An 18,521-nucleotide genomic window follows, 5' to 3' on the forward strand; every position below is an offset into this window, starting at 1 on the left:
AAGCATATTATTTTAAAGAACTTTTAATTTTTTGAACAATCGTTTCTGGCAAAATGGTCCGCATCGCTTCTTCATAACCTTCCACTTTTTTATTGCCGTAAACCGAAGTAGGAAGTAATGGGTATTTTTCCCTATCAGAAACTAAAGCATTTTCTAACGACTGATGAAAAGGTAAAAATCCAGCAAAAGGATGTGTAGCACCCCAAAGCGAAACTACTTTCACACCCAACATTGCGGCTATATGGGCATTTCCACTATCCATACTGAGCATCACATCAAGATTGGAAATGAGTTGTAATTCCTGTTGAAATTTTATTTTTCCAGCAATGGAAATGACATTAGATTTGGCTTCTGAAAGCGTATTCAGGATTTCAATTTCTTTCTTTCCTCCGCCAAAAAGTAATATTTTATAATTTTCGTTTAAAGCCAATTCATCTATTACCTTGCGCATTAAGTCTAATGGATATACCTTGGAATCATATTGTGCAAAAGGAGCAATTCCTATTAGTTTATGATTGCCATTCTCTATGAGATTTGAGATTTCTGTGTCTAATTTATGCTTTGGAAGGAAAATCGACTGAGATAAATCTATGGTGAAACCTAATTGTTCAAAAACTTTTACATGCCTCTCGAACATGCTGGGCAGAGGTTTGAATATTTTGTTTTCAGGACGCGTCAATGCTTCTTTTTCAGCACGTCCTTTATCGACTGAAGCCACTATTTTTCCGCTCAAGACAAAAAGCGTTCTGATAATTTTAGAACGTAAAACATTATGTAAATCAGCGAAAGCGTCAATGTTTAATTGCTGTAAATCTTGAAACAATCGCAACAAACCAAAGAATCCTTTGTGTCTTTTATTTTCATCAAATGCAAAAAAAATAAGATTTGGAATTCCGTAAAAAAAAGGCTTGAAGAAAGGCCGGGAAATTAACGTGATTTTTACGTCTGGGTGTTGGCTTACAAAAGCGCGTAAAACAGGAACCGTCATGGCGACATCTCCCATTGCGGAAAGTCTCATGACGGCAATATGTTGGATTTTATTCGACAAAATAGATGTTGTCAAAATAAACTACTTTTTGTTCTGGTACAAAACTGGGTTTAAATCATCGTCGTTGTACATTTTCATTTGTTTGTACACTTTCATGAATTTATCTCCATTTTCTATATCGGTCAACAAATCATCAATTGCTGTTGACAAATCAGTTCTTTGCTCTAAAAGAACATTCAGTTTTTCCTGACATTTGTCTCTGTGATCTTGAGAAGCCTCGGTACGAGTAGCTTCTTCATTCATGTGGTAAATTTTCAATGCTAAAATTGATAATCTGTCAAATGCCCATGCTGGACTTTCTGAATTGATTTTAGCACTCTCTTTTACTTTTACATGACTGTGTTTTTGAAGAAAATAACCATCAATATATTCCACCATATCGGTACGTTCTTGATTTGAAGCATCAATTCTTCTTTTCAAGGTTAATGCCGCAACTGGGTCAATATTTGGATCACGAATAATATCTTCAAAATGCCATTGTACCGTGTCAATCCAATTTTTTAAATACAGTAAATGTTCGAATTTATCCTTCGGGTAAGGATTGGTAATTGGGTGATCTACATTATCAAATTGATGATAATCGCGAATACTTTGTTCAAATACAGAATAAGCTAATTTTGAAAACATATCTTTACATATTAAAACACAAAGATACTTTTTATACTTTTGAAAAAGTTTAGAAGTATAAAAAAATTATCCCGTAATTCGAATTCATAAATATTAAATCATAAATCAAATTATGCAAGTACATTATTTATCAGAAGAAAATAGCATTCTCAATCATTTTTTGGGACAAATAAGAAACATAAACGTACAACATGACAGTATGCGCTTTCGCAGAAATATTGAACGTATTGGTGAAGTAATGGCTTATGAACTGAGTAAAGATTTGCACTATAAAAATGTAGAAATTCAAACCCCTTTAGGGATTAAAAAAACTACTGAAATTGCAGATCAATTGGTTTTGTGTTCTATTCTAAGAGCTGGACTGCCTTTGCATCTGGGTTTTCTAAATTATTTTGATAGTGCCGAAAACGGATTTGTTTCTGCTTACAGACATCATCCAAACAATGATGATTTTTTTGATATTTTAGTTGAATATCAAGCCGTTCCAAATATTGAAAACAAAAGCTTATTACTAATCGACCCAATGCTAGCAACGGGACAATCTATGGTTGCTGTTTATGAAAAATTAATGCAAAAAGGAGCCCCAAAAGAAATTCACATTGCTGTTATTATTGCTGCACCGGAAGGTATTGCTTATCTAAAAAATCATTTGCCGGATCATTGTCATCTTTGGGTTGCCACTCTAGACGAAAAGCTAAACGATAAAAATTATATCGTGCCAGGTTTAGGCGATGCAGGTGATTTAGCATACGGAAACAAATTATAATTGGGAGAAAAAGGCAAAAATTCCGCACAAAATTATAACAGATAATGCCACCTCTTTTTGCCATTTGATTTGAGCCATTTCAATATGACTCGTTGCCATCATTGCCAAAGGACCTATGGTAAATACCAGCAAATCGTTACTTTTATTAGGTGAAATCACAAAAACAATAATGCCAATAACAAATGCAGAAATAATTTTTCTATAAGACGAATGCAAAATCTGTGGTCGATTTGACAAGGTTAATAGCTGCGAAAAAACAAAAAATACCCCTATTGTTGCGTAAATAGACAATGCTAAATTCTGATAAACAGTAACAAAATAATTTATTTTATAATCCACAGTCATCTGTGTCATTAAGTTTTCAATCCAATTTTTGTCAAAAATCAAAGCCACTAACAAGTATATGGATAAAGTGGTAAAAAAGGCAACAAAAGGCAAAACCCAATTCCTATAATCTCTTGCCATGTGAAAAAGGATAGCGATAAAAACCAAAATAATATATAGAATGCTCCAAAAATGAAATACTGACGCAACAAAAATCCATAAGGACGCATCAAAAATTTTCTCTTTTGGTGCTTTAAGTGACTGCAAGGAAACCAGTCTTCGTAATGCTAATAAAATAAAAAAATTTGATACTATTAGACTAAAATCATTCCATACCGAAGGGAAAAACAACATAAATAAAAAATAAAACAAAACCGTATAGGCGCTATCTTTACCTAATCCATTTTTTTTTATAATAAAATTTGCCGTAAAAATAGATACTAATATCGCCCCAAAAACCAATGATTTTTCTATTATTATTACTCTTGAATTATCCCCAGTTGCGTGTTGTATTTGGTATAAAAAAAAGAAACCAATTACCCCTAGAATTACCAACGAATAATTTAATGGTGTAGATTTTCTAAAAAGACTTGTAATCATAAGGATATTTTATACTTTTGTAAATGTAAATATAATACTTGTTTAAAAATAGGAAACAAGCAACCGAATAAAATTTTCTTTATTAAAGAAAATTATTCATGCGAAGTTTTCCATTGGAGAGCAAAAAATAATTCTAAACATTATGAAAGCATTTTTTGAAGGAATACAATGGTTATTTGAGAATATTTTTTTTATTCCACAAGACTATTTGAGAAAATTAGAGCTTGAAAATTGGTTTGCTGCAAATACAATAAACTGGATTTTCATGATTATCTGTACCGTTGCGATGGTTTATTGGATTAAACAATTGAAACTGCACAAAGACAACAATGAAGAATATCAAGATACAACGGCACACTCATTCTTAACTAAATAAGTCGAAACCGATATCTTTTCTAAAATACATCGTATCAAAATGTAGTTTTTCTATGTTTTGATACGATTTTTTTATGGCTTCTTGAAAATCATTCCCGTAAGATGTCACAGCCAAAACTCTTCCGCCGTTACTCACTACTTTTCCATTCTCGGTTTTTGTTCCTGCATGAAAAACGATGGAATCCGTTATGCTTTCAATCCCGGAAATTGCTTTTCCCTTTTCAAAATCTTCCGGATAGCCTCCCGAAACTACCATAATAGTTGTTGCACTTCTGGAATCAATCTCCAATGAAACTTCATCCAGTTTTTCATTGGCTACAGCCAAAAACAATTCCACTAAGTCCGATTTTAATCTCGGAATAACAACTTCCGTTTCCGGATCGCCCATTCTTACGTTATATTCAATGACAATTGGTTCCCCTTTTACGTTAATCAGCCCAATAAACACAAATCCTTTATAGGTAATTCCGTCTTTTTGCAAACCGTCAATCGTAGGTTTCACAATTCGGGTTTCTATTTTTTCCATTAAAACCGCGTCTGCAAACGGCACGGGGGAAACAGCACCCATTCCGCCCGTATTTAAACCCGTATCACCTTCGCCAATGCGTTTGTAATCTTTGGCGGTTGGCAGGATTTTATAATTTTTACCGTCAGTTAATACAAAGCAACTCAATTCTATTCCGTCAAGAAACTCCTCAATAACCACTTTAGAACTCGCTTCTCCAAACTTCTCATTTACCAACATGTTTTTTAATTCCTCCTTGGCTTCCTCCAAATCTTGAATAATCAACACCCCTTTTCCTGCTGCTAAACCATCTGCTTTTAGAACATAGGGTGGCTGTAATGTTTCTAAAAATTGACATCCTTTTTCTACCGTTTCTTTTGTAAAACTATCGTATCCCGCGGTTGGAATATTGTGTCTTACAAGAAATTCTTTGGCAAATTCCTTACTTCCTTCTAACTGTGCCCCCATTTTTGATGGGCCAATAACCGGAATATGTTTTAAATCATTATCATTTTGAAAAAAGTCAAAAATACCTTTCACTAATGGGTCTTCTGGACCAACAACCACCATTTCGACTTTTTCTTTAAGGACAAAAGTTTTAATAGACTCAAAATCCGTTGGACTTAGATTTACATTAGTGGCAATAGCATCGGTTCCAGCGTTTCCAGGAGCGACAAAAAGTGTGGTACAAAGCGGACTTTGAAGCATTTTCCATGCAAAAGCATGTTCTCTTCCGCCAGAACCAAGGAGTAAAATAGTCATTGTGTTGTTGTTTAGGTTGTTTGGTGCACATGTGTGCTCTAGTGTTGTGAAATGCAAAAATAGTTGGTTTTGCATGGAAATGACAATTAATTTCTAAAAAATTGCGCATTGATAGTGCTTAGTTGGAGGTATATATTATTTTTGATAAAAAATTAACCACTCCATGTTGAACCTTTTTAATCTTGCCTTAAAACTAAATGGTTTCCCCATAGTAAAAGCAAAAAAACAATTGGCTGAAATTTTAGCAGTTTCAGAGGAAGATTATGTCGATTTTTTAGATAAAAAGAAGGCTGAAATTGTTAAATTTCATTTGGAAAACAATGCTTTTTATAGAAATTTTATAGGCAAATCTCCCGTTGAAAAGTGGGAAGATTTACCCGTGATGAAAAAGATAAATTTTCAAAGACCTTTGAACGAAAGACTTTCTAAAGGCTTTTCTGAGGATAATGTATATATCAATAAAACTTCAGGATCTAGCGGCAATCCAATGGTTTTTGCAAAAGACAAACCGTATCATGCCTTGATATGGTCAAATATCATACGTCGTTTTGGCTGGTACGGTATTGATTTCAATCATTCCTATCAAGCTCGTTTTTACGGAATGCCATTGGATTTTGTAGCTAACAAAAAACTTCGCTTAAAAGATTTATTAAGCCACCGCTATCGTTTCAATATTTTTGACCTATCAGATATTGGCTTAGAAAAAATCATTGGTCATTTTCGGACAAAGAAATTTGATTACATCAATGGTTATACGAGCAATGTTGTTTTGATGGCAAAATATTTAAAAACCAATAATATAGTTCTTACTAAAATTTGTCCCTCTTTAAAAGTGTGTATTGTCACTTCCGAAATGCTTTTCGAAGACGACAAAATACTGTTGGAGAAGCAACTGGGTGTTCCTATTGTTAATGAATATGGAGCTGCGGAACTGGATGTCATTGCTTTTCAAAATCCCGATGGGGAATGGCAAGTTAATGCCGAAACGCTGTTTGTAGAAATTCTAGATGAAAATAATGCTGTTTTACCTTATGGAAAAGAAGGTCGCATCGTGGTAACTTGTTTGTACAATAAAGCACATCCTTTTATTCGTTATGAGGTGGGTGATTATGGCGTTCTTGATGAAAAAAGTACCTTAAAAAAACCCATTCTTAAAAAATTAATAGGTCGAACCAGTGATGTGGCCATTTTGCCAAGTGGTAAAAAATCGCCTGGAATGACTTTCTATTCTATCACCAAAAAGTTATTTGAAGACGAGGGCAATGTAAAAGAATTTGTCATAAAACAAACAAAAAAAGATACTTTTGAAATCCAATATACAAGTGAAATACCACTTCATGACTCTGAAATTAAGACCATAGAAAAAGTATTTTCAACATATTTAGAACCCAATTTGAACTATGTTTTTATGAGAAAAGAAATTTTAGAAAGAGGCGCAAGCGGAAAATTAAAACAATTTGTTTCGATGGTGAAATAATTTGATGTTGTAAATTACCATTAAAAATAAAATTGAAATACTATTTATGAAAATAACACTAGTTGCTGGAGCAAGACCTAATTTTATCAAAATCGCACCCATCATTAAAGCGATTGAAAAAAAGCAGGCAGAAGGGGCAGATATATCCTATCGTTTAGTACATACGGGACAGCATTACGACAAAAATTTGAGTGATACCTTTTTTGAAGAACTCAAAATTCCTCAACCGGACAGCAACTTAGAGGTAAAGAGTGGTTCACAATCGGTACAAACGGCGGCCATAATGGTGACTTTTGAACAGGAATTACTTCAAAACCCTTGTGATTTGGTAATGGTTGTTGGAGACGTCAATTCGACTATGGCTTGCGCAATTGTAGCAAAAAAACTGAATCTCAAGGTCGCACATGTTGAAGCAGGAATTCGTTCCGGCGACATGACAATGCCCGAAGAAATCAACCGGATTGTGACCGATAGCATTTCAGATTATTTTTTCACCACCTCAACTTGGGCCAGCGAAAACCTTTTGAAATACGGCACTGACTCTGAAAAAATTCATTTTGTGGGCAATGTTATGATTGACACCTTACATCAAAATTTGGATCGAATTACAAAACCTGATTTTTGGAATAAATTCCAATTGTCACCAGAAAATTATGTCATTCTAACTTTGCATCGGCCATCCAATGTTGATGAAGAACAATCGCTTCAAAAATTATTGCTTGGGATTGACGCTTTAGCGAAAGACAAAAAAGTACTATTTCCCGTACATCCAAGGACTAAAGCCATATTAGAAAACACTTCATTAAATTTTAACAACATTATTTATGTGGAACCGCAAGGCTATTTATCGTTTATGTATTTAATTAAAAACAGTTTTGCCGTGATTACAGATTCCGGGGGAATTTCTGAAGAAACTACAGTACTGGGAATTCCGTGTTTCACGTTACGGGAAAATACCGAAAGACCCGAAACCCAAACTATCGGAACCAATACTCTGGTTGGGATTTCTATTGAAAAACTGGAAGTCATATACAATGCCTTTCTTCTAAACGGGAAACGGAAAAGTGGCATACCAGAACTATGGGACGGAAAAGCTTCTGAACGCATTATCTCAATTTTGCTGAACCAATGCTAGTGGAAGAAATACTCATCATATCCAATTATTACCCACCAGAAAAAGGAGCTGCGGCTAATAGAATTGAACAATTGGCTCTGAAATTGCATCAAAACAATTACGCGGTTTCGGTAATTTGTCCTTTAGCAAATTATCCAAAAGGTGTCTTATTCCCAGAATATAAAGGGAAATTTTTCATGGAAGAAATCTTGCAAGACATTAAGGTAAAACGGCTTTGGATTTATCCGAGCAACAGTGCATCTATTTTTATTCGAATAATCTCTATTTTATCGTTTTCTGTCTGCTTATTTCTGTTTTTATTGACAAAAAAAACTCCAAAAAAAGTGGTGGTTCAATCTCCACCACTATTGCTTTCCTTTATCAGTGTTTTCGTGCTTTCCCTCAAAGGAAAAAAAATAATTTTGAATGTTTCCGACCTTTGGCCATTAGCAGCAATTGAATTAAAGGCATTGAAAGTCAATTCCTTTTCGCATAAAATGTCCTTGTTTTTAGAACGGTTCATCTACAAAAAATCCTCTCTTATTTTGGGGCAATCCAACGAGATCACAACACATATTCAACAACTCTTTCCTGAAAAAGAGTGCCATTTATACCGCAATTATCCTGACCACCAATTAGATAATTTTGAAGTCGAGACTTCTAAAAGCCCAATCGTAAAACTATTCTATGCTGGATTGTTAGGCGTTGCACAGGGCGTTTTAGAAGTATGCGAAAAAATAGATTTAGAAAACCTAAATATAGAATTTCATATTTTTGGTGATGGCGCAGAAAAAGTTCAGATAGAAAAATACATACAAAGTAATCCTTCTAAAAATATTGTTTATCACGGCATGTTGGAGCGCAATGATTTGATTTTGAGATTGGCTACTTTTGATGTTGCCCTTGTCCCCTTGAAAACTAGAATTTACGGTTCAGTTCCGTCAAAAATATTTGAATACAGCACTTTAGGCATCCCTATTCTTTATTTTGGTGGCGGTGAGGGCGAAACCATTGTTAATGAAAACCATTTGGGTTGGGTCGCAGCAGTAGAAAATTTCAATGACTTAAATGCTAAATTGAGAGAAATCTCAAAGATGAAAAAACAAGACGTTCAATTGATGAAAAAGCAGGTTTATGAGCAATCTAAAACCTATTTCGACCTAGACCTTCAAATTAAAAATTTAATTGAGAAAAATGTCTTTTAGTAGGCTTTATCTTCTCCTTCAAATATATTGATAACGGTTTGTACAATTATTTTTATATCAAGAAGTATAGACCAGTTGTCAATGTAAAAAACATCATATTTTATACGATTAATCATGTCTTCATCGGTTTCGATTTCGCCACGAAAACCTCTTACTTGAGCCAATCCAGTGATTCCAGGTTTCACATAGTGACGTACCATATATTTATTAATTCGGTGACCGTAGGCTTTGTTCTGTGACCAAAGATGAGGTCTTGGGCCAACTACTGACATATCCCCTAACAAAACATTTAAAAATTGTGGCATTTCATCAATGCTTGTTTTCCTCATGAATCTTCCAATTTTTGTTACACGGGGATCGTTTTTTGAAGCCTCCCTTTCTGTAGTTTTATTGATTTGCATTGAGCGAAATTTATAACAGAAAAATTCTTTTTCGTCTATACCTGGTCTTCCTTGCTTAAAGAAAATTGGCCCTCGGGATTCCAATTTAATTAAAATCGCCAATAACGGAACCAGCCATGACAATAATCCAAAAATTATTATTAGTGAAAAAACAATGTCAAAAATTCTTTTAAAGACTTTAGTTAAAGGGTCATGGAGAGTTGTTTTCTGCAAGGAAAGAACTGGAAATAATTCATAATAATCTATTTTTAGATTTTTAGAAAAAATTTCTTTGGTGTCTGGAATAAACTTAATGACTGTATTGTTTTCATCGGCAAAATCAACCAAATCTTTTAATTGTTCGTTTGTTATTTCGTTTAACGAGCAGTAAATTTCATCCACCTCATTCTCAATTACAAATGGCTTTAAATCGTCTAACTTCCCTTTAATATTAGCGTTAGATTTTTTGTTAGAGAAATAACCTAAAAATCGATACCCATAATCATTTCGGGTTTCAAAAAGTTCTTTTAGTCGTATTGCCTCTGGCGTGTAGCCAATGATAACCGCGTTTCTGTAGTTGCTCCCCGTAACAATTCTATATTTTTTTAAATAATAAAAAAGGAGGTATTTAAATATGGTTATCAAAGTAAAGCTAGAAACCATGAAGTATGCAATCGCTTTGCCACTAAACAACACCTCCTTTGAAAAAGGGAAAAAAGCAATAATGACCAACGAAAACAATATGCCTTGTTTAATTATTTTAGAAGTGATTTCAACCGGTGTGGTAAACCGGTATATGCCATAAAACTTAATAAAAAATGCAATTATAACCCAAGCAACGGTTTGATAGACTAAATAATTTACTGGATTTAGGTTTAGTCTTTTTAAAAAATAAAAACACAAAACAGTAATCACCAACAAGTCAAATAGAATGCTTATTGGTCTAATATATTTTGAATATCTTCCTGTTCGTGTTCCCGTCATGCTAATAAATGTAACCCGTAAAATCTTTGTGCTCTTCTTTCAAGAGTTCTTCGGTTGACAATGATTTAAAATAGTCATACGTGATTTTCATGCCTTCACTTCTCGACACTTTTGCTTCCCATCCTAATAAGGCTTTAGCTTTTGTAGTGTCCGGTTGTCTTTGCAAAGGATCGTTTATAGGCAAAGGGAAATAAACCACTTTCTGGGTTGTTCCAGTTAGTTTTATAATTTCATCAGCAAAATCCTTGATTGTGATTTCATCTGGATTACCAATGTTTACAGGATAGACATAGTCCGAATGCAACAATCTAAATATCCCTTCTACTTGATCGTCTACATAACAAAAAGAACGGGTTTGCATTCCGTCTCCAAAAATAGTTAAATCTTCCCCACGCAAAGCCTGACCTATAAAAGCCGGAATTACTCGACCGTCATTGAGTCTCATTCTAGGACCATAAGTATTGAAAATCCTAACGATTCTAGTTTCCACACCATGAAAAGTATGGTATGCCATGGTTATGGATTCTTGAAAACGTTTGGCTTCATCATAAACTCCCCTTGGCCCAATGGTATTTACGTTGCCGTAATATTCTTCGGTTTGTGGGTGAACCAATGGATCTCCGTAAATTTCAGAAGTAGAGGCTATTAATATCCGGGCTTTTTTTACTCTGGCTAAACCCAGAAGGTTATGCGTTCCTAATGAACCCACTTTCAATGTTTGAATTGGAATTTTCAAATAATCGATGGGACTTGCTGGGGACGCAAAATGCAGAATATAATCCAATTCGCCTGGAACATGCACAAACTTGGTAATATCGTGATGATAAAACTCAAAATTCTTAAGTTTGAACAAGTGTTCAATATTTTTTAAATCTCCCGTAATGAGATTATCCATTCCAATAACGAAATAACCCTCGGCAATAAAACGATCGCACAAATGGGATCCTAAAAAACCTGCCGCTCCAGTAATAAGTATTCTTTTCATAATTTTTTTTGATAACGTTTTATTTTTGCAAAATAAAGTATTCTATTCAAATATTGCTAATTATAAAATTTATTTTTTTGTGCAGAATAAATAGATTCTAAGTCTTTTATTTTTTCTAAAATATTAAAGTGCTGTTCAAATGTTTTTTTTGCGTTTGCCGAAAACTTATCAAATACATTTTTATTTTTTAACAAATTGATTATTTTATTACTGAAGTCAATTATATCATGATCCTCTTTTATCACATAACCATTATAATCATCAATAATCAAGTCTCTATTGCCATCGCAATTTGAAACGACACAAGGAATCGCTAATGCTAGACTTTCAATAACAGAATAAGGCAAACCTTCATACCTTGCGGTTGAAATATACAATTGTGATTTGCTTATTATACTATGTACATCCTTTCTTGTTGTCCAGTCTAATAGAGTAATGTTTTCAGATAAATCAAGCTCTTTTATCAATTTTTTTACAGATTCGAGCTGACCAGAAACAGGCCCTACACCCATTATAACTAGATAAATTTCTCTAACTTTCTTAACCTCATAAAGTACCCTAACCATCATTTCAATATTTTTTTGATATGAGGGACGCCCAACGGTGCAAATGTAATTGTCTGGCCAGGTCTTCTCAATAGACAATTTGGAAATCTCTTTTATTGGTTCAATCGCATTGTTGAAAAGTAATACTTTGTTTTGATTAAAACCTACCTCTTTTAAACCTCTATTCAACTCCGACATTGACGAAGCCAAAAGTAATGAATTGCCTTTTGAAAAGAGCTTTTCAATGTATAGAAAAACGTTTCTTTTGATTTTATTAGATGTACTTAAAAAAGAAAATGCTTGAGGGGTATACAATACCTTAATGCCTGTTAAAGTTCCAATTGATCGACCAATAACTCCGCCTTTAGCACTATGAGCATGTATTAAGTTTGGCTTTTCCTTTCTAATTATCCTATATGCTTTCACTATAGAAATAAAATCATCAATAATTGAAATTTCTCTTGAGATTGGAAGCTTATACTCTTTTATGGGATTTAAACTTTTATCATAAAATGGATTCATAGTATCACTATTGCCATGAATTATGATATTTTCAAATTCTGACGAATCAATGTTTTCTAAAATTAACCGTAAAGAAACATCAACACCTCCTATTGAATGAAGTATATGTACAATTTTAATTTTCGTCATTGACAGTGGGGTTTTTCACGACTAGCATTGCAACAAATATACTAAAAATATAACATCCAAATTGTCGGTATAAAACATTTTCAACGATAAAAAAGAACAGGATAGACACCAACAATGCAGTTTCAAAAAAATTGTCTTTTACATTATAAAACATTATAAAAAAAAATCCAAATAAAAGACCCAAACCTATTAAACCTCCTATTAAAAAAAAATCAATAATTTGATTGTGGGAATTAAATTTGATTGTTAAAAAATAATCTCTCTTCGATGAATTTTTAATATTAGAGCTATAGCATTCTAAATAATTATTTGAAATTTTTTTATAGCTATCAAATCCGAAAAAAAAATTGAATTCATTATTTTGTAACATTTCTTTTGCACAATTCCAGATGACTATTCTTGGCTCATAATCTGTAGCTTCCTGTAGGGATTTATTAATGTTATCTTTTATAAAAAACCGTTGTGCAATATTTTTATTTATGAAAAACATGCTCCCCAATAGTAAAATCAATAGAAGGATTGACCCAATTTTTTTGTAAATAGAAATTTTAAAATAGAACAACAAATAAACAATTAATACACAAAAAATAGTAAGAATTGACAATCGTGCTGAAATCAATAAAACAAAAACAATCATTACTATTGAATCCGCAATGAAAAGTATTTTATGTTTTGGGAATATTTTAATAAATTCAAATGATAAAAAAAAGCCTAAAACAGCCATAAATCCTGCATAAGGTCTTTCTTGTACTAACAAACTATTAACTTCCTCGGTATTTACAAAAGGTAATTGATGATAGTGATAATAATAATTTCCTATAAAAAAAAATGAAGTTACGACCATTGCATTAATACTGAGCAATATGAAAAGTTTTAATTGCCCCCAGTTTTCAACTTTTTGAAGAACCATTAATAACCAAAGTGTTAAAAAATAACCTTTATATATTAAAAAATCCTCGGTTAAAGTTTTGAAAAACAAACCTTTTAAAGATAAATAGACGATTAGAAATAACAACATTATTATTGGAGAAAAGAACGTTTCTTTTATCTTGTTAAAAGTCAAATCTTTTAAAAAAAGTAATGATATTAAAACTAATATAATATTTGGTATTGCTTGAGAAAACGGTAAAATTAGAATTAATGCGTATAGCAAATAATCAAATAAATTTTCTTTAATTTGAGATTTCATTGTTTAATTTTTTTTTCAGAAAAAGAATGAGTTTATAAGGCGTATAGAGTAAAATATAATTTCTTAATAGACCATAAATAGGATAATAACCAAAATAAAAATTTCCTTTAATGATATTGATTCTACTTTTTACCTGTTGTCTTCTACCGCTTAAAGAAATTCCATTTTCGTTAATTTCAATTTGAAGTAAATACTGGTTTATATTTGCCACCTTATATTTTTTTATTATAGCAAAGAAAAACGCATAATCTTCCGCATATTTATGATTAATTGGATAATGACCAATTGTTGCAAGTATTTCACTAGAAAACATAATGGTAGGGTGTATTAACATTGAATTAAAATACATTTTGTTTTTTATTTCTTTGTCATTAATTGGCATATTAATATTATAAAGAAATACTCCTTTTGTATTCACGGCCACCACATTAGATCCAACTAATTTTATTTCGGGATTTTCTTTTAGAAAAATTTCTTGAATCTCAAACCTTTTCCCAGTACATAAATCTCCGCAATCCAATCGAGCAACAAACTTATATTCTATATTTTTAGATATATATTCTAAACCTTTGTTTAAAGCATGTTCAATTCCCTTGTTTATATCCAAATAGATAAAAACAAGTTTGCCATTTGCGGTAAAAGCGTTCCTTGTCGCAATTTCATCTATTCCATGTTTTGTACTTCCATCATCAACAATAATAACGTCAATTTTTTCGGTACTACCTATTGACATCAAAGAAGCTATTAATCCCAAAGGATTATTAAAGTGAGGAATCAAAAGAACTATTTCATTCATTTAATATTATGTTTAACCCATTTATACTTCTGTCTAATTTCAAAATTTCATTTACAAGAAAACTATTCTTTTTAATCAGTATTTACCCGAGATACATAATTTGGTTTTTCGCTTAAGATTCTAATTAGAATTGCTAAACAGAGCCATATTCCATAAATTCTAAAAGTGTCAACTTGCAAACCGTTTATATATAATCCTGAAAACGAAATGAGTAAAATTATTCCTAAATATCTTTTTTCGGCAGAGGCCTTTTTAATAATTTTTTTAGAAATTGAAATCGAGACGAAAATCAAAGTTAAATAAATAAAAAAACCTATGATGCCTGTTTCCGCTAATAATCTAGTGTAAATGTTATATCCTGGCGGGAAAGATTTTTCATTTTTATTTTTATACCATAAATCAAACTCATAATTATTACTAGTAGCCCATATAGGATAATGATGCCTACTGTAATACGATTGCTGTCCAAACCCGACGCCTATTATAGGGTTTTCTTTAAAAACCTGTAAAGACGCATATTGCATTCCGAAACGGGATTTGTTAGAAATGTTCTTTTTTAAATTCCCTTTAAAATCTAATGATTCTATTTTTTCTGAAACTGCTTTAATGATTTTCTCCCCATTAAAAACAAGCAGTATTGAAAGAATAATCATAAAACTACTTAAGGCGTTAATAATATATTTCCTAAAAGTTCTCTCTTTAAATAAAATAGTTATTAAAATTACAAATTGAAAGAAAACTACCATGAGTCCAGTTCTAGAACCAGAAAAAAAGGTTAGCAGTAATATTGCAATTGTAGGCAAAAATTTAAAAATCCCTTTATTTGTCAAAATGTAACTAAACATCCATCCCGAAATGGTAATTAAATAAATAGCAAAAAAAGGAGGTTCATAAGAAATCGAAGATATTCGGCCTTCAGCATGAAGAGTAACTTCTAAAAAGGGGAAGTAATCTAATAATTTTAAAACCGGAAGCAAAAATCCAATATGAAAAAAAGAAACTAACGTCTCCAAAAAACCATAAATTGAAGCAATAATTAAAGAGTAAAGGAATACTTTTCTAATCTTAAAAAGAATGTCTTTTAATTCCATTTTTATCAAAACATTCCAATAAAAAAGGAAGAAAATTAGACTCGAAATTAATAACGCAAAGTATTGTCTAATAAACCGATTCACCCCCCCTGTATGTTTGAAAAAATTTGTTGAAACAGATGGTGCATTTAATACCGTTGAAACAATACACCACAATAAAAATACTATCAAAATTTTAAAAACAATACTTTTATAAGGGATTGATATTTTTTTTGTAAACATAGATTCGATTACCAATAACAGAAACCCTGAAATCAAGAAAAGTGCCCCCGCTTCCGTCTTAAATTCACCCAAAACTGGAATTCCTTCATATTCGTTAAAAGGAAAGAAGAAGAGGCCTAGGAGAAATAAAATATGGTATGTTTTTTTGAGCAATTTTTTTTTGTTAAAAGTAAAACAATGAATTAATCTTTTTTGATTTGTTTGAATAAAATTAATCTAAAAATGAAGCACCTAAAAATCCAAACTAAAAGTACTATGGAAATTAATGAAACAATCGTTTTTATAAAAAAAACAATAATGAAACCAATCATAATTAAAAAACCCAAAAAATATAAATTGACACTTTTTAAAGTCTTTTTACTAGCCGTAGCTTCAAACAATGCCGCTATAGCCGCATAGTATAGTTTGGTTAATCCGATTAATAATAGCAGCAAAATTACTATAGTATGTTTTTTGAAATTAAAATTAAGCAGTTTATAATAATCAATAAAATATGTGACCAAAATTAAAAATAAAATTAAAAAAATACCAAATAAAAGAATTTTTCTAATTAAATCTTTAAATAACGCCAAATTAAATGATTCTTTAAACCGTACAATATGTTTGAATCCAATATAATTTTGAAAGATTGAAAATGGAGCTAGAAAAAAATTAGACAGATAATAATAATCCCCAAATTCATTGATACCAAACATTTCATTAAAAACAAATCGATCTCCAAATGTTAAAAAAGAAAAAATTAGGATTGAAAAAAAGAATTGAAAAAAATATTCAAGGATTTCTTTTTTTGAAAAGTTTTCATTGAAATCAAAATTTATTTTCTTCTTCAAAACAAATATTGCAACTAAAAACCCAATGACAATAATAATTAACAATGTATTTGTTAATGAAAAAAACAATTGAAATTTAATCGTATATATTGAAATTAAAAAAAGTGCGATTTTCCAGAAATTAACTATTATTTGAGCAATAAAAAAATCAGAATTCAGTCTAAAAATAGTAAAAATTTGCATTAATGCGGTAATACTATAACTTGCTAAGAATAAGAGTAAATAATTAATTTCAATTTCTGAATACAAAATTTTAAACAAAACTGTACCTAGTATAGAGGAAAATAGGGAAATTTTAATAATTGTCTTTAATTGGAAAATTTGAGTCGTAACAACATTTTTCTCCTTAACTTCAGAAAGTCTAATGAAAACTTGTTCAAAACCAAAAATTCCAAAAATATACATTAACGATAAATAAGTAACAACTAAGGAAAATTGTCCAAATTCTACTGTTGATAAAATTTCTTTAAGGATTATATTCGTTAAAAAAAAACCTCCAGCTCCGGCAATAATAACTAATAGCGAAGAATGATTAATTAATTTTTTTACAATCATTGAAAGTTTTTTTAAAGACGAATTTATTCTTTAAATTTTAAATAATGAAAAAAGGATGCATGAAAAATCTCAAACATCCTTTTAATCTATTTTTTGCTTTATTATAATTTTTTTCCTCCTACTTTTTCTAACTCAGCATAAATAGCTGGATTTGTAGTGAAAAAAGGGTCATAATTACCATCTTTTTCGCTCATCGTTATCGAAGAAGAAGAAGCGTCATATTTTATAAAATCATTTGGCTTAAAATATTTTTCAAAATTATTTTGATCAATTCTAAATGTTCTTCCTTCAAAATTTAATTCAATTGAATTAATCTTAATTGGGTCTTGTTTTTTATTTGAACTAATATCTAACCGAATATCATTAGGCAAGACTCCTTCCGGAATGTTAAATATTACCTTTTGGGATTGTTCATTACCTTTTACTCCAGCATAAACGGTATGATCTTCATCAAAATAGGATATGGATGCGTCTTTATAGAAAAGAATTAATTCATCATCTTTTTTAATATTCAAGTCAAGAACTACATCAAACGTATTCGCTTTTACTTCTTCAACTGGCTGGATCTCCTCTTTTTTTGCTTCGTTTTTACACGATAGAAACGCTACTGATAAAAATAAACTAACAAGAATTACTTTTGCTTTCATTTTAAAAAATTTTATGCAAAAATATATTTTTTTTCTTTATATAAAATGATTAAATATATTTTATTTATCACAAATGTTATAACTCTTAAAATAAACTTCTTTTTAAATGCCTTTTCAATAAATTTAATCAGAAATAAATTGATGACAATTCTGTTTTTTGGGTATCTTCGATATAAAGAAAATTTTATGAGGAAAAATACTTTAAAAAATCATTTTGCTTTTGTGTCTAAATACAAATGCACAAATTATCACCTTTACAGACTGCTTACTCACTAACGAGAGTTTTAGTAAAAACGATAAAATTGTAATTTTTCCAAATCCGACAAAAGAAATTTTAAATATTTCTATCGATGATATCCCCGAAATTCCGTCAATTACCATTTATAATACGTTAGGACAAATAATTGAAATAGTCCCACATTCCCAGGATTTAAAGTCTCTTGATATTTCGTTATTAAAATCCGGAAATTATTTTATACAAATTGCCTATGACAAAGGAATTATTACCAAAAAATTCACAAAGGAATAAAAAACAACAGGATTAAAATCATTGTTTAAAAAAACATACTTAAAATTACCGTCGTTACCCTATCTATTAAAGTATTTATCGTATAATTATTAAACGCTAAGTTCTTTCTCATTCCCTCAATCCTATAGTTTCTGGAACAACCTAATAAAATTCATAGCCCCGTGGGTATCGATATTCTAAAACCCGCAGTAGAACACAACCAATATTATAACAAAACTATTAAAGTAAATGTTATAAAATAATATATATCTTTTCTAAAATTACCACCGCTATCACAAACAAAACTTAAATGCGTTTACCCCTAAAAACATTAA

The 18,521-nt window shown here is 31.1% G+C and carries 18 protein-coding genes; 6 read left to right on the forward strand and 12 right to left on the reverse strand.

All coding sequences use genetic code 11. The features are described 5' to 3' along the window. Window positions 1-7 precede the first annotated feature (7 nt). Together DB895_RS02430 and DB895_RS02435 are read right to left on the reverse strand one after the other, a co-directional pair. Window positions 8-1,018, reverse strand: coding sequence for a glycosyltransferase family 9 protein (locus tag DB895_RS02430; RefSeq protein WP_116723760.1), 1,011 nt, complete (start codon window positions 1,016-1,018; stop codon window positions 8-10). A 51-nt stretch (window positions 1,019-1,069) separates the two neighbouring features. Next, on the reverse strand, window positions 1,070-1,675 hold the full coding sequence (locus DB895_RS02435; protein ID WP_116723761.1) for a DUF4254 domain-containing protein: 606 nt from the start codon (window positions 1,673-1,675) through the stop codon (window positions 1,070-1,072). A gap of 112 nt (window positions 1,676-1,787) precedes the next feature. Here DB895_RS02435 and upp point away from each other — a divergent pair, with 112 nt between their 5' ends. Beyond that, window positions 1,788-2,441: a uracil phosphoribosyltransferase gene (gene upp / locus DB895_RS02440; protein WP_116723762.1), complete on the forward strand. Its 654-nt coding sequence runs from the start codon at window positions 1,788-1,790 to the stop codon at window positions 2,439-2,441. On the opposite strand, the gene DB895_RS02445 is transcribed toward upp, so the two are convergent. After that, window positions 2,436-3,365 carry a DUF6427 family protein gene (locus DB895_RS02445; protein ID WP_116723763.1) on the reverse strand — a complete coding sequence of 310 codons (930 nt, stop codon included), beginning with the start codon at window positions 3,363-3,365 and terminating at the stop codon, window positions 2,436-2,438. The genes upp and DB895_RS02445 overlap by 6 nt on opposite strands. A 142-nt stretch (window positions 3,366-3,507) precedes the next feature. Between DB895_RS02445 and DB895_RS02450 the strand changes: the two genes are divergently transcribed. Further along, window positions 3,508-3,741, forward strand: a complete 234-nt coding sequence (locus tag DB895_RS02450; RefSeq protein ID WP_116723764.1) for a DUF6341 family protein — start codon at window positions 3,508-3,510, stop codon at window positions 3,739-3,741. On the opposite strand, the gene purD is transcribed toward DB895_RS02450, so the two are convergent. Beyond that, window positions 3,730-5,007, reverse strand: a complete 1,278-nt coding sequence (purD, locus tag DB895_RS02455; protein WP_116723865.1) for a phosphoribosylamine--glycine ligase — start codon at window positions 5,005-5,007, stop codon at window positions 3,730-3,732. The genes DB895_RS02450 and purD overlap by 12 nt on opposite strands. Window positions 5,008-5,170: 163 nt before the next feature. On the opposite strand from purD, the gene DB895_RS02460 reads away from it, so the two are divergent. From DB895_RS02460 to DB895_RS02470, 3 genes are read left to right on the forward strand one after another with little or no spacing between them, the layout of a single operon-like run. Continuing rightward, window positions 5,171-6,484: a phenylacetate--CoA ligase family protein gene (locus DB895_RS02460; RefSeq protein WP_116723765.1), complete on the forward strand. Its 1,314-nt coding sequence runs from the start codon at window positions 5,171-5,173 to the stop codon at window positions 6,482-6,484. A gap of 46 nt (window positions 6,485-6,530) precedes the next feature. Then, entirely contained in the window at window positions 6,531-7,619 is a 1,089-nt protein-coding gene (gene wecB, locus DB895_RS02465; RefSeq protein ID WP_116723766.1) for a non-hydrolyzing UDP-N-acetylglucosamine 2-epimerase, read from the forward strand. After that, entirely contained in the window at window positions 7,613-8,803 is a 1,191-nt protein-coding gene (locus tag DB895_RS02470; protein ID WP_243694614.1) for a glycosyltransferase family 4 protein, read from the forward strand. Before wecB ends, DB895_RS02470 begins: the two co-directional genes overlap by 7 nt. Here the strand turns inward: DB895_RS02470 and DB895_RS02475 are convergent. The 8 genes from DB895_RS02475 to DB895_RS02510 all read right to left on the reverse strand — a co-directional run bounded on the left by DB895_RS02475 (window position 8,800) and on the right by DB895_RS02510 (window position 17,678). Then, complete coding sequence (locus tag DB895_RS02475; RefSeq protein ID WP_116723767.1) at window positions 8,800-10,167, reverse strand: undecaprenyl-phosphate glucose phosphotransferase; 1,368 nt, start codon at window positions 10,165-10,167, stop codon at window positions 8,800-8,802. The genes DB895_RS02470 and DB895_RS02475 overlap by 4 nt on opposite strands. A gap of 1 nt (window position 10,168) precedes the next feature. Next, window positions 10,169-11,152 carry a UDP-glucuronic acid decarboxylase family protein gene (locus DB895_RS02480; RefSeq protein ID WP_116723768.1) on the reverse strand — a complete coding sequence of 328 codons (984 nt, stop codon included), beginning with the start codon at window positions 11,150-11,152 and terminating at the stop codon, window positions 10,169-10,171. A 56-nt stretch (window positions 11,153-11,208) separates the two neighbouring features. Beyond that, complete coding sequence (locus DB895_RS02485) at window positions 11,209-12,348, reverse strand: glycosyltransferase (RefSeq protein ID WP_116723769.1); 1,140 nt, start codon at window positions 12,346-12,348, stop codon at window positions 11,209-11,211. After that, the gene (locus tag DB895_RS02490; RefSeq protein WP_116723770.1) at window positions 12,335-13,537 is read right to left on the reverse strand and encodes an O-antigen ligase family protein; all 1,203 of its coding nucleotides are present in this window, start codon (window positions 13,535-13,537) and stop codon (window positions 12,335-12,337) included. Before DB895_RS02490 ends, DB895_RS02485 begins: the two co-directional genes overlap by 14 nt. After that, on the reverse strand, window positions 13,521-14,333 hold the full coding sequence (locus DB895_RS02495) for a glycosyltransferase (RefSeq protein ID WP_116723771.1): 813 nt from the start codon (window positions 14,331-14,333) through the stop codon (window positions 13,521-13,523). The genes DB895_RS02490 and DB895_RS02495 overlap by 17 nt, the downstream gene beginning before the upstream one ends. A gap of 71 nt (window positions 14,334-14,404) precedes the next feature. After that, window positions 14,405-15,424: an O-antigen ligase family protein gene (locus DB895_RS02500; RefSeq protein WP_166426923.1), complete on the reverse strand. Its 1,020-nt coding sequence runs from the start codon at window positions 15,422-15,424 to the stop codon at window positions 14,405-14,407. Window positions 15,425-15,828: 404 nt separating this feature from the next. Beyond that, window positions 15,829-17,031, reverse strand: coding sequence for an oligosaccharide flippase family protein (locus DB895_RS02505; protein WP_116723773.1), 1,203 nt, complete (start codon window positions 17,029-17,031; stop codon window positions 15,829-15,831). Window positions 17,032-17,132: 101 nt separating this feature from the next. Beyond that, window positions 17,133-17,678, reverse strand: coding sequence for a hypothetical protein (locus DB895_RS02510; protein WP_116723774.1), 546 nt, complete (start codon window positions 17,676-17,678; stop codon window positions 17,133-17,135). A gap of 220 nt (window positions 17,679-17,898) precedes the next feature. On the opposite strand from DB895_RS02510, the gene DB895_RS02515 reads away from it, so the two are divergent. Beyond that, window positions 17,899-18,207, forward strand: a complete 309-nt coding sequence (locus tag DB895_RS02515; RefSeq protein ID WP_166426924.1) for a T9SS type A sorting domain-containing protein — start codon at window positions 17,899-17,901, stop codon at window positions 18,205-18,207. Window positions 18,208-18,521: the final 314 nt, after the last annotated feature.

Origin of the sequence: Flavobacterium psychrotolerans, assembly GCF_003097635.1 — a bacterium.
In the GTDB taxonomy this organism is placed as follows: domain Bacteria; phylum Bacteroidota; class Bacteroidia; order Flavobacteriales; family Flavobacteriaceae; genus Flavobacterium; species Flavobacterium psychrotolerans.